Below are 16,648 nucleotides of genomic sequence, written 5' to 3'. Positions count from 1 at the left end.
AGACCGGTGTCAGACGTCCGTGTGATCATCCAACGCGATTCCGAGCGGGAAGAGCGCGTGGTGACCACGGGCACTACTGCGGCGGACCTCTTCCCCGGCGAGCGCACCGTGATCGCCGCCCGCGTGGCCGGCGAGCTCAAGGACCTCGAGTACGTGCTCCGCGACGGCGAGACCGTCGAGCCCGTCGAGATCTCCTCCCCGGACGGCCTCGACATCCTGCGCCACTCCACCGCGCACGTGATGGCCCAGGCCGTGCAGGAGCTCTTCCCCGAGGCCAAGCTCGGCATCGGCCCGCCGGTCCGCGACGGCTTCTACTACGACTTCGACGTCGCCAAGCCCTTCACTCCCGAGGACCTCAAGGTCATCGAGAAGAAGATGCAGGAGATCCAGAAGCGCGGCCAGCGCTTCTCCCGCCGTGTGGTCACCGACGAGGCCGCCCGCGAGGAGCTCGCCGACGAGCCGTACAAGCTGGAGCTCATCGGCATCAAGGGCTCGGCCTCCACCGACGACGGGGCGAGCGTCGAGGTGGGCGGCGCCGAGCTGACCATCTACGACAACCTCGACGCGAAGACCGGCGACCTGTGCTGGAAGGACCTCTGCCGCGGTCCCCACCTGCCCACCACCCGCAACATCCCGGCCTTCAAGCTCATGCGCAACGCCGCCGCCTACTGGCGCGGCAGCGAGAAGAACCCGATGCTCCAGCGCATCTACGGCACCGCCTGGCCCTCGAAGGAGGAGCTGAAGGCCCACCTCGACTTCCTCGCCGAGGCCGAGAAGCGCGACCACCGCAAGCTCGGCAACGAGCTCGACCTCTTCTCCGTCCCGGACGAGATCGGCTCCGGCCTCGCCGTCTTCCACCCCCGCGGCGGCATCATCCGCCGGGTCATGGAGGACTACTCGCGCCGCCGGCACGAGGAGGAAGGCTACGAGTTCGTCTACTCCCCGCACGCCACCAAGGGCGCCCTCTTCGAGAAGAGCGGCCACCTGGACTGGTACGCGGAGGGCATGTACCCCCCCATGCAGCTCGACGGTGGTACCGACTACTACCTCAAGCCCATGAACTGCCCGATGCACAACCTGATCTTCGACGCCCGCGGGCGCTCCTACCGCGAGCTGCCGCTGCGCCTGTTCGAGTTCGGCACCGTGTACCGGTACGAGAAGTCCGGCGTGGTCCACGGCCTCACCCGGGCCCGCGGCTTCACCCAGGACGACGCGCACATCTACTGCACCCGCGAGCAGATGGCCGAGGAGCTCGACCGCACCCTCACCTTCGTGCTCAACCTGCTGCGCGACTACGGCCTGACCGACTTCTACCTGGAGCTGTCCACCAAGGACCCGGAGAAGTTCGTCGGCTCGGACGAGGTCTGGGAGGAGGCCACCGCCGTCCTCCAGCAGGTCGCCGAGAAGCAGGGCCTCCCGCTGACCCCCGACCCGGGCGGCGCGGCCTTCTACGGCCCGAAGATCTCCGTCCAGTGCCGCGACGCCATCGGCCGCACCTGGCAGATGTCCACCGTGCAGCTGGACTTCAACCTGCCCGAGCGCTTCGACCTGGAGTACACCTCGGCCGACGGCTCCCGCCAGCGCCCCGTCATGATCCACCGCGCGCTGTTCGGGTCCATCGAGCGGTTCTTCGCCGTCCTGCTGGAGCACTACGCCGGCGCCATGCCCCCGTGGCTGGCCCCCGTGCAGGCCGTCGGCATCCCGATCGGCGACGCGCACGTCGAGTACCTCCAGGAGTTCGCCGCCGAGGCGAAGAAGAAGGGCCTGCGGGTCGACGTCGACGCCTCCTCCGACCGGATGCAGAAGAAGATCCGCAACAACCAGAAGCTGAAGGTCCCCTTCATGGTCATCGTCGGTGACGAGGACATGGCCGCGGGCACCGTCTCCTTCCGCTACCGCGACGGCTCGCAGGAGAACGGCATCCCGCGCGCCGACGCGCTGGCGAAGCTCGCCGACGTGGTCGAGCGCCGCGTGCAGGTCTGACCTGCTCCCCGCCGCAGTGCGGGCCGGGCCCCTGGGAGGCGATCACTTCCCAGGGGCCTTCCGCATGCCCGCCGACGAGGTCATATGCTGCTTCACATGACGACTGAACCGGAGCAGCAGAACGGAGTCGGGACGCGGGACGCGTTCCAGCGCCTGTGGACCCCCCACCGGATGGCGTACATCCAGGGGGAGAACAAGCCCACCGGCCCGGAGGCCGGCGACGGCTGCCCGTTCTGCGGGATCCCGGAGATGTCGGACCAGGACGGGCTGGTCGTCGCCCGCGGCAGGCACGTCTTCGCCGTGCTCAACCTGTACCCGTACAACGGCGGCCACCTGCTGGTCGTCCCGTACCGGCACGTGGCCGACTACACCGAGCTCGACGGCCCCGAGACCGCCGAGCTGGCCGACCTCACCAAGCGGGCCATGGTCGCCCTGCGCAAGGCCTCCGGGGCGCACGGCTTCAACATCGGCCTCAACCAGGGCACGGCCGCCGGCGCCGGCATCGCCGCCCACCTGCACCAGCACGTGGTGCCGCGGTGGGGCGGGGACTCCAACTTCATGCCGGTCGTCGGGCACACGCGGGTGCTGCCGCAGCTGCTCGCCGACACCCGCGAGATGCTCGCGGAGGCCTGGCCCACCGGCTGACGGGCCGGGCGGGGCCGGTCCGGCCGGCCCGTCCGCCACTGGGCGGAGTCCTACGCGTCGTACAGGTCCGCCTTGCGCGGGGACGCGTCCTGGACGATGCCGCTGACGATCATCGAGCGGTTGCTGAAGCGCTCGGTGTCCACGCCGTTCTCCGCCAGGACCCGCATCGCGGCCGTGTGCACCGCGCGCAGCACGGGCGTGGCGGCGCGCAGCGCGTCGTCCGCCATGAAGCGGTGCCGCCAGGGCTGTCCGGCCCAGACGTGCCGCACCCCGAAGGGCTCGGGCAGGACCAGCTTGCCGCCGAGGTACTGCAGCAGCGGCGGGTACCAGGTCAGCGGGGCCCGGACCATGAGCCGTACGACCTCGTTGGTGTCCACCAGCGGGAGGGTGTTCTCGACGGTCTCCCAGAAGCGGACGGTCTTGGCGACGGTCTCGGTCTTGGGCGCGGACTTGGTGGTGAAGAGGCCGTGTACGGGGCCCAGCGCATGGCCCGTGACCTCCACCCGGAGGGTCTGGTAGAGGACGGTCACGGTGACCAGCATGGTGATGACCAGCTGCCCGTCCCAGAGGGCGAACTGCACGCCGAGGTAGTGCCGGTTGCCGGCGTTGAACTGCTGCTCGTTGCAGATCCGGGTGACCTCCTGCCCCGTGATCTGGTACGCGTGCACCCCGTCCCCCGTTGGGCGGGCGACCTCCTTGGCGCCCTCGCCGACCGGGGAGACGATCCAGTGCTTGACGGAGGGGGTGGGGAAGCCGCCGGTGTGCAGGGGGCCGCGGTTCAGCTCCGTCAGCTGCTTCTCCACGGCCCGGATGACGTCCCAGCTGCGGAACGGGTTGATGTCCCGGCCGGGGTCGGCGGGCACGAGCTCCTCCGCGAGCTGCCAGCTGCCCCAGCGGGTGCCCATGCCGAGGATGCCCTTGGGGCCGGCGTAGAAGACGGAGTTGCTGCGGTCCTCGGCGGTCAGCCGGGCCAGCTGCTGGCGCAGCTCCTCGGCGGCGGTCTCGTTGGGGCTGGAGGGGACGGCCTCGGGGATCTTGGCGCCGACCCCGCCGCCGGAGAGCAGCCCGTCCCAGCGGGCGCGCATGTCGGCTGCCGTGCGCTCGCAGAGCCGGCGGGCGAGCAGCCAGCCGACCACGGGGGCGAGGACCATCCCACGCAGGTACAGGCCCCAGAAACCGGTGAAAGGCAGCCGGAACATCAGCGCGGCCACCGCTATGCCGACGCCCACCAGCAGGACCGTGCCCAGCCAGGAGGCGCGCTTGTCCGAAGAGCCGGAGAGGGTCTTGCGGAGCTGGAACAGGCCCAGCCACAGCAGCAGTCCGGGCAGGAAGAGCACCCCGCAGACCAGGGTGATCACCCGCAGCCGGCGGTCGCGGACCTTGCGCAGCCGGGAGGCGGCCAGGCAGTGCTCCACGACGGTCTGCGGCTCGGCGCCGAAGGACTGGATCAGCGGCTTGCGGCCCGCGCCCAGCATCCGGGCCTCGACGGCGGCGCAGAAGGCCTCGCCCAGGTTGGGGGCGAAGAGGGACATGCGGCCCTTCTTCACCTCGGAGGTGTGCCATTCGTTGTCGGCCTTGAGGATCTCCTCGGCCGGGCTGTCCCGGTAGGCGGCGGACGCGAGGGCGTTGGTCGCGGCGGTCTGGCCGCCCGCCCCCGACAGGGGCACCTGTGCCCCCGGACCGAAATCGAATCCGACGTCCGTCATCGCCTGCCCCCATCGCCCGCGCCGACTCTTGCGGCCTGTTCCCCGTAGCCCCACCCGGCACACTTCGTGACGAAGCCTATCCGGGATGTGCACCCCCCGTCAGGGGACGGGGAAATGCCGCCCGCAGCAGCCGTGTTGAGCGGGCGGCCCTCTCCAGTGAACGTCAGCCGAACATCAACTACGCACCCTTTCCGGCCTGTTCGCGCACCTTGTCGGCCAACTGCGCGGGCATCGGCTCGTGTCGGGCGTACGTACGGCTGAACCGGCCGGTGCCGTGGGTCACCGACCGCAGCTCCACGGCGTACCGGTCGATCTCGGTCTCCGGGACCTCGGCGCGCACCAGCGTGCGGCCGGAGGCGGCCTGGTCGGTGCCGACCACCCGGCCGCGCCGCCCCGACAGGTCGCTCATGACCGGGCCCACGTACGCGTCGGGCACGAGCACGGCCAGCTCGGCGACCGGTTCGAGGAGCTCGATCCGGGCCTGCGCGGCGGCCTCCCGCAGGGCGAGCGCGCCCGCGGTCTGGAAGGCGGCGTCGGAGGAGTCCACCGAGTGGGACTTGCCGTCGAGGAGGGTGATGCGCACGTCGACCAGCGGATGGCCCGCGGTCAGCCCGCGGGCCGCCTGCGCCCGCACGCCCTTCTCCACCGAGGGGATGAACTGGCGGGGGACCGCGCCGCCGACGACCTTGTCGACGAACTCGATCCCGCTGCCGGCGGGCAGCGGCTCCACCTCGATCTCGCAGATCGCGAACTGCCCGTGGCCGCCGGACTGCTTCACGTGCCGCCCGCGGCCGGCGGCCCGCCCGCCGAAGGTCTCGCGCAGGCTCACCCGGTGCGGTACGGCGTCGACCTGGACGCCGTACCGGTGGCGCAGGCGCTCCAGGGCCACGTCGCGGTGCGCCTCGCCCAGGCACCACAGGACGACCTGGCGGGTGTGCGGGTTCTGCTCCAGCCGCATGGTCGGGTCCTCGGCCACCAGGCGGGCCAGGCCCTGGGAGAGCTTGTCCTCGTCGGCCTTGCTGTGCGCCTCGATGGCGAGGGGCAGCAGCGGGTCCGGCATGTCCCAGGGCTCCATGAGCAGCGGCGCCTCCTTGGCGGAGAGGGTGTCTCCCGTCTCCGCGCGGGTGAGCTTCGCCACGCAGGCGAGGTCCCCGGCGATGCACCCGCCCAGGGGGCGCTGCTGTTTGCCGAAGGGGGCGGTGAGGGCGCCGATGCGCTCGTCCACGTCGTGGTCCTCGTGCCCGCGGTCGGCGAGGCCGTGGCCGCTCACGTGCACGGTCGCGTCGGGCCGCAGGGTGCCCGAGAACACGCGGACGAGGGAGACCCGGCCCACGTAGGGGTCCGAGGAGGTCTTGACCACCTCGGCGAGGAGCGGCCCGCCCGGGTCGCAGGTCACGGCCGGGCGCTCGGCGCCCCCGGGGGTGGTGACGGCCACGGGGGCGCGTTCCAGGGGGGTGGGGAAGCCGCCGGTGACCAGTTCGAGGAGCTCGACGGTGCCGAGGCCCTGGCGGGCCCCCTCGGCGGCCGGGGCGGCCATCAGGACCGGGTGGAAGGTGCCGCGGGCCACGGCCCGCTCCAGATCGCCGACGAGGGTGTCGAGGTCGATGTCCTCGCCGCCGAGGTAGCGGTCCATGAGGCCCTCGTCCTCGCTCTCGGCGATGATCCCCTCGATGAGGCGGGCCCGGGCCCCGGAGATCAGGGCGAGCTCGTCCGGGTCGGGGGCGCGCTCGGCGCGGGTGCCGGAGGCGTAGTCGTAGACCCGCTGCGAGAGCAGCCCGAGCAGGCCGGTCACGGGGGCGTGCCCGTCGGGGCCGGGCGGACCGTACAGCGGCAGGTAGAGGGGGACGACCGCGTCGGGGTCGTCCGCGCCGAAGACCTCCCCGCAGACGGCCGTCATCTGGGTGTAGTCGGCCCGGGAGGCCTCCAGGTGGGTGACGACGATCGCGCGGGGCATCCCGACGGCCTGGCACTCCTCCCAGACCATCCGCGTGGCGCCGTCCACGCCGTCGGCGGCCGAGACCACGAAAAGGGCCGCGTCCGCTGCGCGCAGACCGGCCCTGAGTTCTCCGACGAAGTCGGCGTATCCGGGGGTGTCCAGGATATTGATCTTGATCCCGTCCCAGGCGACGGGGATCAGGGAGAGCTGTACGGAGCGCTGCTGGCGGTGCTCGATCTCGTCGTAGTCCGAGACGGTGCCGCCGTCCTCGACCCGGCCGGCCCGGTTGACCGCCCCCGCCGTCAGCGCGAGGGCCTCGGCCAGGGTGGTCTTGCCGGAACCGCTGTGGCCGACCAGCACCACGTTCCTGATGGCCGCGGGCCGGTCGGCCGCCGGTGCCCTGCCGGCGGCTCCGGTGCCGCCCGGCTGTGCGTTCGCCTTGTCGCCCATGTGTCTCGTGCCTCCCGGGAGGGTCGGGTCAGCGGGGAGTGGGGATTCGGGGATTCGGGGATTCGGGGACGGGGGGAATGGGGGAAACGGCGGAATGGGGGAGCGGGGAGTGGGGGAGTGGAGGTGGATGGCCGTGTCCTTCGAGCTTTGCACCGGTGCCACATCGCGTCCATACGTCGTACCCCGCGCGTACCCGTGCGCGCCGCACCGCGCGCGAACCGGTGGGTGCGCGGGGGTTCCGCCCGGGCCCCTGGCTACGATGGGCCAGCCGGTGGCCGAGGTGGCCGTGCGGCCCAGCGACCCTCCGGGAAGGCCATGCTGAACAAGTACGCGCGTGCATTCTTCACTCGCGTCCTCACGCCGTTCGCCGCGTTTCTGCTCCGCAGGGGGGTGAGCCCCGACGCGGTCACCCTCATCGGCACCGCGGGCGTGGTGGCGGGCGCGCTGGTCTTCTTCCCCCGGGGCGAGTTCTTCTGGGGAACGATCGTCATCACCCTGTTCGTGTTCTCGGACCTGGTGGACGGGAACATGGCCCGCCAGGCCGGGGTGTCCAGCCGGTGGGGCGCCTTCCTCGACTCCACCCTCGACCGGGTCGCCGACGCGGCGATCTTCGGCGGACTGGCCCTCTGGTACGCGGGCGGCGGCAGCGACAACCTGCTCTGCGCGGTGTCGATCTTCTGTCTGGCCAGCGGCCAGGTCGTGTCCTACACGAAGGCCCGCGGCGAGTCGATCGGGCTGCCCGTGGCCGTGAACGGGCTGATCGAGCGGGCCGAGCGGCTCGTCATCTCGCTCGTCGCGGCCGGACTGTCCGGGCTCCAGACCTTCGGCGTGCCCTCGTGGATCGGCGTGCTGCTGCCCGTCGCCCTGTGGGTGGTCGCCGTGGGCTCGCTGATCACGCTGATCCAGCGGGTGGTGACCGTACGCCGTGAGTCGGCTGAGGCGGACGCGGTGGACGCGGCGGGCGCGGCGGGCGCGGCGGCCGGGGCCGCTGTGGCGGAGGGCTCCGGTACGGGCCCCCAGCCCGGGTCCGGCCCCGCTGCCGGCTCCGGCTCCGGTCCCGCCGCGGGCGGCGGTGCCGCATGAGCTTCCGCGACACCCTCACCGACGGGCTGTACGGCGCAGGCTGGGGCGGAGTGAAGAAGCTCCCCGAACCCGCCGCCGCCGCCCTCGGCCGGAAGATCGCCGACGTGGCCTGGAAGCGGCGCGGCAAGAGCGTGCTGCGCCTGGAGTCCAACCTCGCGCGCGTGGTGCCCGACGCCGGACCCGAGCGGCTGCGCGAGCTGTCGCACGCGGGCATGCGCTCGTACATGCGCTACTGGATGGAATCCTTCCGGCTGCCGGCCTGGACCCCCGAGCGGATCCGCGACGGAGTCGCGATCGAGGGCGAGCAGAACCTCCGCGACGGCCTCGCCGCCGGCCGCGGCGTGATCGTCGCCCTCCCGCACCTCGCGAACTGGGACCTCGCCGGGGCCTGGGTCACCTCGTGCGTCGGCGTGCCGTTCACCACCGTCGCCGAGCGGCTCAAGCCCGAGACCCTGTACGACCGCTTCGTCGCGTACCGCGAGAGCCTCGGCATGGAGGTGCTGCCCCACAGCGGGGGAGCCGCCTTCGGCACGCTGGCACGGCGGCTGCGCGCGGGCGGGCTGATCTGCCTGGTCGCCGACCGCGACCTGTCCGCCTCCGGGATCGAGGTCGACTTCTTCGGCTCCACCGCCCGGATGCCCGCGGGCCCCGCCCTGCTCGCCCAGCAGACGGGGGCCCAGCTGCTCCCCGTCAACCTCTGGTACGACGGACCGCTGATGCGGGGCCGCATCCACCCTCCCGTACCGGTGCCCGAGGCGGGCACGCGGCGCGAGAAGACCGCCGAGATGACCCAGGCCGTGGCCGACGCCTTCGCGGCGGGCATCGCCGAGCACCCGGAGGACTGGCACATGCTGCAGCGGCTGTGGACGGCGGACCTGGACGGGGCGGCCGAGGGTTCCGGGGAAGGCACTCCCAGTGCCCCTGCCGCCGCCGCGGGGGAAGGGACCGGGACCCGATGAAGGTCGGAATCGTCTGCCCGTACTCCTGGGACGTCCCCGGCGGGGTGCAGTTCCACATCCGCGACCTCGCCGAGCACCTGATCGGCCTCGGCCACGAGGTCTCCGTCCTCGCCCCGGCCGAGGAGGACACCCCGCTGCCCCCGTACGTGGTCTCGGCCGGCCGGGCCGTACCCGTGCGCTACAACGGCTCGGTCGCCCGCCTGAACTTCGGCTTCCTGTCGGCCGCGCGCGTACGGCGCTGGCTGCACGACGGGAAGTTCGACGTCCTGCACATCCACGAGCCGACCTCCCCCTCCCTTGGCCTGCTCTCCTGCTGGGCCGCGCAGGGGCCCATCGTGGCCACCTTCCACACCTCGAACCCGCGCTCGCGCGCGATGATCGCGGCGTACCCGATCCTCCAGCCCGCGCTGGAGAAGATCAGCGCCCGCATCGCGGTCAGCGAGTACGCCCGGCGCACCCTCGTCGAGCACCTCGGCGGGGACGCCGTCGTCATCCCCAACGGCGTCGACGTCGACTTCTTCGCACGGGCCGAACCGAAGGCCGCCTGGCAGGGCGGGACCCTCGGGTTCATCGGACGCATCGACGAGCCCCGCAAGGGGCTGCCGGTGCTGATGGCCGCCCTCCCCAAGATCCTCGCGGAGCGCCCCGACACCCGGCTGATCGTCGCCGGACGCGGAGACGAGGAGGAGGCCGTCGCCTCCCTGCCGCCCGAGATGCGCGCGCGCGTCGAGTTCCTCGGAATGGTGAGCGACGAGGACAAGGCACGGCTGCTGCGCAGCGTCGACGTGTACGTCGCCCCGAACACCGGCGGCGAGAGCTTCGGCATCATCCTCGTCGAGGCGCTCTCGGCGGGGGCCGCGGTCCTGGCCTCGGACCTGGACGCCTTCGCGCAGGTGCTCGACCAGGGAGCGGCGGGCGACCTGTTCGCGAACGAGGACGCGGACTCCCTCGCGGAGGCCGCCCTGCGCCTCCTGGCCGACCCCTCCCGCCGCGCCGGCCTCAGCGAACGCGGCAGCGCACACGTACGCCGCTTCGACTGGTCGGTGGTGGCCGCGGACATCCTCGCGGTCTACGAAACAGTCACGGCAGGCGCGGCCTCGGTGGCCGCGTCAACATCCGCAGCAGCGCGCAAGCGCTGAGGGGGGGGCGGGGGTCCCACCCTCCGGCCCACCCCCCGCCGCCCGCCGGGGCACGCGCCCACGCGTCGGCTCGGGTCTTCGCCCCCGCCTCGACGTCCCGGCTGGTCAGCATGGCCCGCCACCCCCCAGGTGGCCCGGGGTACGGGGATCAGCTCGTGCGGGGTTGCTGGGGCGGACCGGGGCAACCGCGAGGTGCCTGGCCGTGCCCGAACCCCGTCTCGACCCCACCTGCCCAGCCCCGGCAGGGGCTGGCCCGGCGGGTGGCCTGCCCTCCCGTGCCCTGCGATCCGCTCAGCGGATCGCAGGGCACGGGAGTGGGTGCTGGTGCGGGTCGGCTGCTGGTGCAGAGGTCTTCTGCCGTCCCGCCAGCCCCGTGCGGCCCGGCTGCCGCCGGGGCCGGAGTGCGTAGTGGCCGCTGGCGGCCTATGCCCAGCCCCTGGCGGTCCGGAGGCCGCTGAGATGACCGAAGCGCGTAGCGATCCGTCGCGGCTTGTGTCGTTGGTCTTTCCGCCCGGAGGGCGGGGGTCGGCCGGTGCTCTGGCTCGCCTGGCGATTCGGACCGGCTGGGGTCCTGGTCCCCCTGCTGCTTTTTCTCCTGTGGCTGCTGGCAAGTCTGGGACTTGACGTCCCGTGGTGGCCTGTCAAGGGTGGCCCGCAGGGCCATCGCGCAGCGACGCGCAGCGCCCTTGACAGGGTGCCGCGGGACGGCCGCACAGTTCAGACGTGCGAGCAGACGCCGGAGAGCCTTCCCGACCCGGGTAGGGGGCGACACGGTGGGCCGGGGGTAGGGGGCCGCTGCGCGGTGCTGGTTCCCCTACCCGCCCCTTCCCGAACTGGGGCTCCGCCCCAGACCCCGCGCCTCAAACGCCGGCGGGGCTGGGTAGACGGGGTCGAATCGGGGTTCGGGCACGGCTCGACCTCCGTACCCCGGTCTGCCTCGCCAACCCCGTACGAACTGGCCCCGTACCCGGGGTCGCCCGGGGGTGGTGGGCAAGCACCGGTCGGCCGGGGCGCGGGGGCGGGGGAGGAGACCCCGGCGGGCTGGTGTCCGTACCCGGGGTGAGGGAGGAGACCCCGCCGGCCCGGCGCCCGTACCCGGGGGCGGGAGGACACCCCGGCGGCCCGGCGCCGGCCGGTAGAGTCGCGTCGCGTGATCGAAACCCTTGTCTGGATCGCCGTCGGGCTCGTGGCCGTCGGGATGTACCTCAGTTGGACTGCCGGGCGGCTCGACCGGCTGCACTCGCGCATGGACGCCGCTCGTGCCGCGCTCGACGCGCAGTTGGTGCGGCGCGCGTCCGTGGTGCTGGAACTGGCCACCTCCGGCGTGCTCGATCCGGCCTCCTCGATCGTGCTGTACGAGGCGGCCCATGCGGCCCGGCAGGCGGACGAGGAGCACCGTGAGGTGGCCGAGAGCGAGCTGAGCCAGGCGCTGCGGGCGGTGTTCGAGGACCCCGAGCAGGTGGAGGCCGTGAAGGCCGCGCCGGGCGGTGAGGAGGCGGCGGCCGAGCTGGGGGCGGCGGTGCGCAGGGTGCCGATGGCGCGGCGGTTCCTCAACGACGCCGTGCGGGCGGCGCGGGCGCTGCGGCGCCACCGGAAGGTGCGCTGGTTCCGCCTCGCCGGGCACGCGCCGTTCCCCCTCGCCTTCGAGATGGACGACGAGCCCCCGGCCGCATTGGCCGACCGCGCAGGCGGCTGAAAGGATCCACCGGCTCGGTATTGGCCCTTGCAGTGGACTGGTCCGAGAGGTTTATTGGCCCAAGCAGTACCCGTCTCTCTCCCCAGTGAGGTCATTTCCGTGAGCACGCTTCCCACCTCCCCGCAGTCCGCTGAGTCGGCCATCGGCACCTCCCGCGTCAAGCGCGGCATGGCCGAGCAGCTCAAGGGCGGCGTGATCATGGACGTCGTCAACGCCGAGCAGGCGAAGATCGCCGAGGACGCCGGCGCGGTGGCCGTCATGGCCCTGGAGCGGGTGCCCGCGGACATCCGCAAGGACGGCGGCGTGGCCCGGATGTCGGACCCGAACATGATCGAGGAGATCATCGAGGCCGTCTCCATCCCCGTGATGGCGAAGTCCCGCATCGGCCACTTCGTCGAGGCCCAGGTCCTGCAGTCCCTCGGTGTCGACTACATCGACGAGTCCGAGGTCCTGACCCCGGCCGACGAGATCAACCACTCCGACAAGTGGGCGTTCACCACCCCCTTCGTCTGCGGTGCCACCAACCTGGGCGAGGCCCTGCGCCGCATCGCCGAGGGCGCGGCCATGATCCGCTCGAAGGGCGAGGCCGGCACGGGCAACGTGGTCGAGGCCGTCCGCCACCTGCGCCAGATCAAGAACGAGATCGCCCAGCTGCGCGGCTACGACAACAACGAGCTGTACGCCGCCGCCAAGGAGCTGCGCGCCCCGTACGAGCTCGTCAAGGAGGTCGCCGAGCTCGGCAAGCTCCCCGTGGTGCTGTTCTCCGCCGGCGGTGTGGCCACCCCGGCCGACGCCGCGCTGATGCGCCAGCTGGGCGCCGAGGGCGTCTTCGTCGGCTCCGGCATCTTCAAGTCGGGCGACCCGGCCAAGCGCGCCGCCGCCATCGTGAAGGCCACCACCTTCTTCGACGACCCGAAGGTCATCGCGGACGCCTCCCGCAACCTGGGCGAGGCCATGGTCGGCATCAACTGCGACACCCTGCCCGAGGCCGAGCGCTACGCCAACCGGGGCTGGTAATGACCACTCCCGTGATCGGTGTCCTGGCACTCCAGGGCGACGTACGGGAGCACCTGATCGCCCTGGCCGCGGCTGACGCCGTGGCCAGGCCGGTCCGGCGCCCCGAGGAGCTGGCCGAGATCGACGCCCTGGTGATCCCGGGCGGCGAGTCGACGACCATGTCCAAGCTGGCCGTGCTGTTCGGCATGCTGGAGCCGCTGCGCGAGCGGGTGCTGGCCGGGATGCCGGTGTACGGCACCTGCGCGGGCATGATCATGCTCGCGGACAAGCTCCTGGACGGCCGCGAGGACCAGGAGACGCTGGGCGGCATCGACATGATCGTGCGCCGCAACGCCTTCGGGCGGCAGAACGAGTCCTTCGAGGCGCAGATCGAGTTCGCCGGCATCGAGGGCGGCCCGGTCGAGGGCGTCTTCATCCGCGCGCCGTGGGTGGAGTCCGTCGGCGCGTCCGCGGAGGTGCTCGCGACGTACGGCGGCCACACCGTGGCCGTGCGCCAGGGCAATGTGCTCGCGACCTCGTTCCACCCGGAGCTGACCGGTGACGACCGGGTGCACTCCTACTTCGTGGACATGGTGCGCGCAGGGGTCTGAGAGGACCCCGGTAGGATCTGCGGTGAACACTGTTGGTGACGCGAAGGAGACAGGCGGATGTCCGGCCACTCTAAATGGGCTACGACGAAGCACAAGAAGGCCGTGATCGATGCCAAGCGCGGCAAGCTCTTCGCGAAGCTGATCAAGAACATCGAGGTCGCGGCCCGCACCGGCGGTGCCGACCCGGACGGCAACCCGACGCTGTTCGACGCCATCCAGAAGGCGAAGAAGAGCTCGGTCCCGAACAAGAACATCGACTCCGCGGTCAAGCGCGGCGGCGGCCTTGAGGCCGGCGGCGTCGACTACGCCACGATCATGTACGAGGGCTACGGCCCGAACGGCGTCGCGGTGCTCATCGAGTGCCTCACCGACAACCGCAACCGCGCCGCCTCGGACGTCCGCGTGGCCATGACCCGCAACGGCGGTTCGATGGCCGACCCGGGCTCCGTCTCGTACCTGTTCAACCGCAAGGGCGTCGTCGTGCTGCCCAAGGGCGAGCTCAGCGAGGACGACGTCCTGGAGACGGTGCTCGAGGCGGGCGCCGAGGAGGTCAACGACCTCGGCGAGCAGTTCGAGATCATCAGCGAGTCCACGGACCTGGTCGCGGTGCGCAGCGCCCTCCAGGAGGCCGGCATCGACTACGACTCGGCCGAGTCCAGCTTCGTCCCGTCCATGCAGGTGGAGCTGGACGAGGAGGGCGCGCGCAAGATGTTCAAGCTGATCGACGCGCTGGAGGACAGCGACGACGTGCAGAACGTCTTCGCGAACTTCGACGTCAGCGACGAGGTCATGGCGGTCATCGACGCCTGATCCGCCCGGCGGCCGTCCGGCTGCCCGGCCGGGCGCGACCGTGCGCTCGTACGCAGCGGGCCGGCGGGGGACACACCCCCGTCGGCCCGCTGCGTTGTCGGTGGCAGCGGATAGCCTGCGCAGGCAGGTGTTCGAAGGCCCGGCGGGACCGGGGCCGGACCGGAGGGAGGGGCGGCGTGCGGGTGCTCGGTGTGGACCCGGGGCTGACCCGGTGCGGTGTGGGGGTGGTCGAGGGGGTCGCGGGCAGGCCCCTGACGATGCTCGGGGTGGGCGTCGTGCGTACCCCGGCCGATGCCGACATCGGGCCGCGCCTGGTGGAGATCGAGCGCGGGATCGAGCGCTGGCTGGACGAGTACCGGCCGGAACTGGTCGCCGTGGAGCGGGTGTTCAGCCAGCACAACGTGCGCACGGTCATGGGTACGGCCCAGGCCAGCGCCGTGGCGGTGCTGTGCGCCTCGCGCCGCGGGATCCCGGTGGCCCTGCACACCCCCAGCGAGGTCAAGGCCGCCGTCACCGGCAGCGGGCGGGCCGACAAGGCGCAGGTCGGCGCCATGGTGACCCGGCTGCTGCGGCTGTCCGCCCCGCCCAAGCCCGCCGATGCCGCCGATGCGCTGGCCCTCGCCATCTGCCATATCTGGCGGGCGCCCGCCCAGAACCGCCTGCAGCAGGCCGTCGCCCTGCACACCGCTTCGAAAGGCCGCCTTTCATGATCGCTTTTGTCTCGGGCCCGGTGGCCGCGCTCGGTCCGGCCACGGCCGTGGTCGAGGTCGGCGGAGTGGGCATGGCCGTCCAGTGCACGCCCGGCACCCTCGCCGGGCTCCGGATCGGCGAGGAGGCGCGGCTCGCGACCTCCCTCGTGGTCCGGGAGGACTCCCTGACCCTGTACGGCTTCGCGGACGACGACGAGCGGCAGGTCTTCGAGCTGCTCCAGACCGCGAGCGGGGTCGGGCCGCGGCTGGCCCAGGCCATGCTGGGGGTGCACAGCCCCGACGCCCTGCGCCTGGCCGTGTCCACCGGCGACGAGAAGGCCCTCACGGCCGTGCCCGGCATCGGCAAGAAGGGCGCCCAGAAGCTGCTCCTGGAGCTGAAGGACAAGCTCGGCGCCCCCCTGGGCACCAGCGGGATGGTCGGCGCCCAGCGGGCGGCGGCGGCCGGCCCCGCCCCGTGGAGCGAGCAGCTCGCGGCGGCCCTCATCGGGCTCGGGTACGCCTCCCGGGAGGCGGAGGAGGCCGTCTCGGCGGTCGCCCCGCAGGCCGAGGCCGCCCTGGCCGAAACCGGATCGGCCCCGGTGCCGCAGCTCCTGCGGGCCGCCCTCCAGACCCTGAACCGGGCCCGCTGAGCCGCCGCGCCCGCCCCCGCCGCGCCTGCCCGCCCACCCGCCACGCACCGACTGCCGTACGAACCGCGAAGGACACCCCGTGAACTGGGACGACGAGACCACCGGCGAGGAGGATCCGCGGATCGTCGCCACCGCGGCCGACGGGGAGGACACCGCGGTCGAGGCCGCGCTGCGCCCCAAGGACCTCGAGGAGTTCGTCGGCCAGGAGAAGGTGCGCCAGCAGCTCGACCTCGTCCTGAAAGCGGCCCGCCAGCGCGGCGCCACCGCGGACCACGTGCTGCTCTCCGGGGCGCCGGGACTGGGCAAGACCACCCTCTCGATGATCATTGCCGCGGAGATGGGCGCCCCCATCCGGATCACCTCGGGCCCGGCCATCCAGCACGCGGGCGACCTGGCCGCGATCCTGTCCTCCCTCCAGGAGGGGGAGGTGCTCTTCCTCGACGAGATCCACCGCATGTCGCGGCCCGCCGAGGAGATGCTCTACATGGCCATGGAGGACTTCCGGGTCGACGTGATCGTCGGCAAGGGCCCCGGGGCCACGGCCATCCCGCTGGAGCTGCCGCCCTTCACCCTGGTCGGGGCGACCACGCGGGCCGGACTGCTGCCCCCGCCGCTGCGCGACCGCTTCGGCTTCACCGGGCACATGGAGTTCTACAGCCCCGCCGAGCTGGAGCGGGTGGTCCACCGCTCCGCCCGGCTGCTGGACGTGGAGATCGATACCGAGGGCGCCGCGGAGATCGCCGGCCGCTCCCGCGGCACCCCCCGCATCGCGAACCGCCTGCTGCGGCGGGTCCGCGACTACGCCCAGGTGAGGGCCGACGGGGTGATCACCCGGGAGGTCGCCGCCGGGGCGCTGAAGGTGTACGAGGTCGACTCCCGCGGGCTGGACCGGCTGGACCGGGCGGTGCTGGAGGCCCTCCTCAAGCTGTTCGGCGGCGGGCCCGTGGGATTGTCCACACTCGCGGTCGCGGTGGGGGAGGAGCGCGAGACCGTGGAGGAAGTGGCGGAACCCTTCCTGGTCAGGGAGGGTCTGCTGGCCAGGACGCCCCGGGGCCGCGTGGCCACGCCGGCGGCGTGGGCGCACCTGGGACTCGTACCGCCGCGGAGCGCAAGTGGATCAAGCGGACAAGACGGGCTCTTCGGGGCGTGACGGCGCGGGGCCTGCGCCGGTCAGGAACTGCGGTGCCATGCTGGGCGTTGTTCCATCGGTGCGGACTCGCCTAGACTCCGCCGATGCCGACCGGTCCAGGTCGGTGTGCCCACCCCCGTAGAAATGGCCGCTCTCCGGCGCGGTC

At 72.5% G+C, this 16,648-nt stretch carries 14 protein-coding genes; 12 read left to right on the top strand and 2 right to left on the bottom strand.

Annotated features, from left to right (window positions below):
- Positions 1–6 precede the first annotated feature (6 nt).
- Positions 7–1,983: a threonine--tRNA ligase gene (gene thrS, locus ACZ7JZ_RS26655; protein ID WP_470943491.1), complete on the top strand. Its 1,977-nt coding sequence runs from the start codon at positions 7–9 to the stop codon at positions 1,981–1,983.
- Between the two features lie 84 nt (positions 1,984–2,067).
- Complete coding sequence (locus ACZ7JZ_RS26650; protein WP_470943489.1) at positions 2,068–2,628, top strand: HIT family protein; 561 nt, start codon at positions 2,068–2,070, stop codon at positions 2,626–2,628.
- Positions 2,629–2,678: 50 nt separating this feature from the next.
- On the opposite strand, the gene ACZ7JZ_RS26645 is transcribed toward ACZ7JZ_RS26650, so the two are convergent.
- Both ACZ7JZ_RS26645 and ACZ7JZ_RS26640 read right to left on the bottom strand, forming a co-directional pair.
- A complete protein-coding gene (locus tag ACZ7JZ_RS26645) occupies positions 2,679–4,334 on the bottom strand; it encodes a hypothetical protein (protein ID WP_470943488.1) in 1,656 nt (551 codons plus the stop codon).
- Between the two features lie 178 nt (positions 4,335–4,512).
- Positions 4,513–6,720 carry an elongation factor G-like protein EF-G2 gene (locus ACZ7JZ_RS26640; RefSeq protein ID WP_470943486.1) on the bottom strand — a complete coding sequence of 736 codons (2,208 nt, stop codon included), beginning with the start codon at positions 6,718–6,720 and terminating at the stop codon, positions 4,513–4,515.
- A gap of 315 nt (positions 6,721–7,035) precedes the next feature.
- Here ACZ7JZ_RS26640 and pgsA point away from each other — a divergent pair, with 315 nt between their 5' ends.
- From pgsA to ruvB, 10 genes are all read left to right on the top strand, one after another.
- On the top strand, positions 7,036–7,803 hold the full coding sequence (pgsA, locus tag ACZ7JZ_RS26635) for a phosphatidylinositol phosphate synthase (RefSeq protein WP_470943484.1): 768 nt from the start codon (positions 7,036–7,038) through the stop codon (positions 7,801–7,803).
- Positions 7,800–8,762: a phosphatidylinositol mannoside acyltransferase gene (locus ACZ7JZ_RS26630; protein WP_470943483.1), complete on the top strand. Its 963-nt coding sequence runs from the start codon at positions 7,800–7,802 to the stop codon at positions 8,760–8,762. Before pgsA ends, ACZ7JZ_RS26630 begins: the two co-directional genes overlap by 4 nt.
- Positions 8,759–9,901 (top strand): glycosyltransferase family 4 protein, encoded by a 1,143-nt coding sequence (locus tag ACZ7JZ_RS26625; RefSeq protein WP_470943481.1) that lies wholly within the window; start codon positions 8,759–8,761, stop codon positions 9,899–9,901. Before ACZ7JZ_RS26630 ends, ACZ7JZ_RS26625 begins: the two co-directional genes overlap by 4 nt.
- A gap of 1,150 nt (positions 9,902–11,051) precedes the next feature.
- A complete protein-coding gene (locus tag ACZ7JZ_RS26620) occupies positions 11,052–11,597 on the top strand; it encodes a LemA family protein (RefSeq protein ID WP_470943479.1) in 546 nt (181 codons plus the stop codon).
- A gap of 99 nt (positions 11,598–11,696) precedes the next feature.
- Positions 11,697–12,614 (top strand): pyridoxal 5'-phosphate synthase lyase subunit PdxS, encoded by a 918-nt coding sequence (gene pdxS, locus ACZ7JZ_RS26615; protein ID WP_045947873.1) that lies wholly within the window; start codon positions 11,697–11,699, stop codon positions 12,612–12,614.
- Complete coding sequence (gene pdxT / locus ACZ7JZ_RS26610; protein WP_470943478.1) at positions 12,614–13,204, top strand: pyridoxal 5'-phosphate synthase glutaminase subunit PdxT; 591 nt, start codon at positions 12,614–12,616, stop codon at positions 13,202–13,204. Before pdxS ends, pdxT begins: the two co-directional genes overlap by 1 nt.
- A 57-nt stretch (positions 13,205–13,261) precedes the next feature.
- Positions 13,262–14,014 (top strand): YebC/PmpR family DNA-binding transcriptional regulator, encoded by a 753-nt coding sequence (locus ACZ7JZ_RS26605; protein ID WP_470943477.1) that lies wholly within the window; start codon positions 13,262–13,264, stop codon positions 14,012–14,014.
- A 176-nt stretch (positions 14,015–14,190) separates the two neighbouring features.
- Positions 14,191–14,724: a crossover junction endodeoxyribonuclease RuvC gene (ruvC, locus tag ACZ7JZ_RS26600; RefSeq protein ID WP_470943475.1), complete on the top strand. Its 534-nt coding sequence runs from the start codon at positions 14,191–14,193 to the stop codon at positions 14,722–14,724.
- Positions 14,721–15,353, top strand: a complete 633-nt coding sequence (ruvA, locus tag ACZ7JZ_RS26595) for a Holliday junction branch migration protein RuvA (protein ID WP_470943473.1) — start codon at positions 14,721–14,723, stop codon at positions 15,351–15,353. The genes ruvC and ruvA overlap by 4 nt, the downstream gene beginning before the upstream one ends.
- Positions 15,354–15,432: 79 nt before the next feature.
- Positions 15,433–16,503 (top strand): Holliday junction branch migration DNA helicase RuvB, encoded by a 1,071-nt coding sequence (gene ruvB / locus ACZ7JZ_RS26590; RefSeq protein ID WP_470943472.1) that lies wholly within the window; start codon positions 15,433–15,435, stop codon positions 16,501–16,503.
- The last annotated feature ends 145 nt before the right edge of the window (positions 16,504–16,648 follow it).

This window comes from Streptomyces sp. NPDC038213 (assembly GCF_055600495.1).
Note: the sequence above shows the minus strand (reverse complement) of the source record. Positions and strands in the feature narration are given on the sequence as shown.

Coding starts and splice junctions, on each gene's coding strand:
- ruvA (WP_470943473.1), top strand. CDS start 14,721: ATGATCGCTTTTGTCTCGGGCCCGGTGGCCGCGCTCGGTCCGGCCACG.
- ACZ7JZ_RS26625 (WP_470943481.1), top strand. CDS start 8,759: ATGAAGGTCGGAATCGTCTGCCCGTACTCCTGGGACGTCCCCGGCGGG.
- pdxT (WP_470943478.1), top strand. CDS start 12,614: ATGACCACTCCCGTGATCGGTGTCCTGGCACTCCAGGGCGACGTACGG.
- ACZ7JZ_RS26650 (WP_470943489.1), top strand. CDS start 2,068: ATGCTGCTTCACATGACGACTGAACCGGAGCAGCAGAACGGAGTCGGG.
- pgsA (WP_470943484.1), top strand. CDS start 7,036: ATGCTGAACAAGTACGCGCGTGCATTCTTCACTCGCGTCCTCACGCCG.
- ACZ7JZ_RS26605 (WP_470943477.1), top strand. CDS start 13,262: ATGTCCGGCCACTCTAAATGGGCTACGACGAAGCACAAGAAGGCCGTG.
- ACZ7JZ_RS26645 (WP_470943488.1), bottom strand. CDS start 4,334: ATGACGGACGTCGGATTCGATTTCGGTCCGGGGGCACAGGTGCCCCTG.
- ACZ7JZ_RS26630 (WP_470943483.1), top strand. CDS start 7,800: ATGAGCTTCCGCGACACCCTCACCGACGGGCTGTACGGCGCAGGCTGG.
- ACZ7JZ_RS26640 (WP_470943486.1), bottom strand. CDS start 6,720: ATGGGCGACAAGGCGAACGCACAGCCGGGCGGCACCGGAGCCGCCGGC.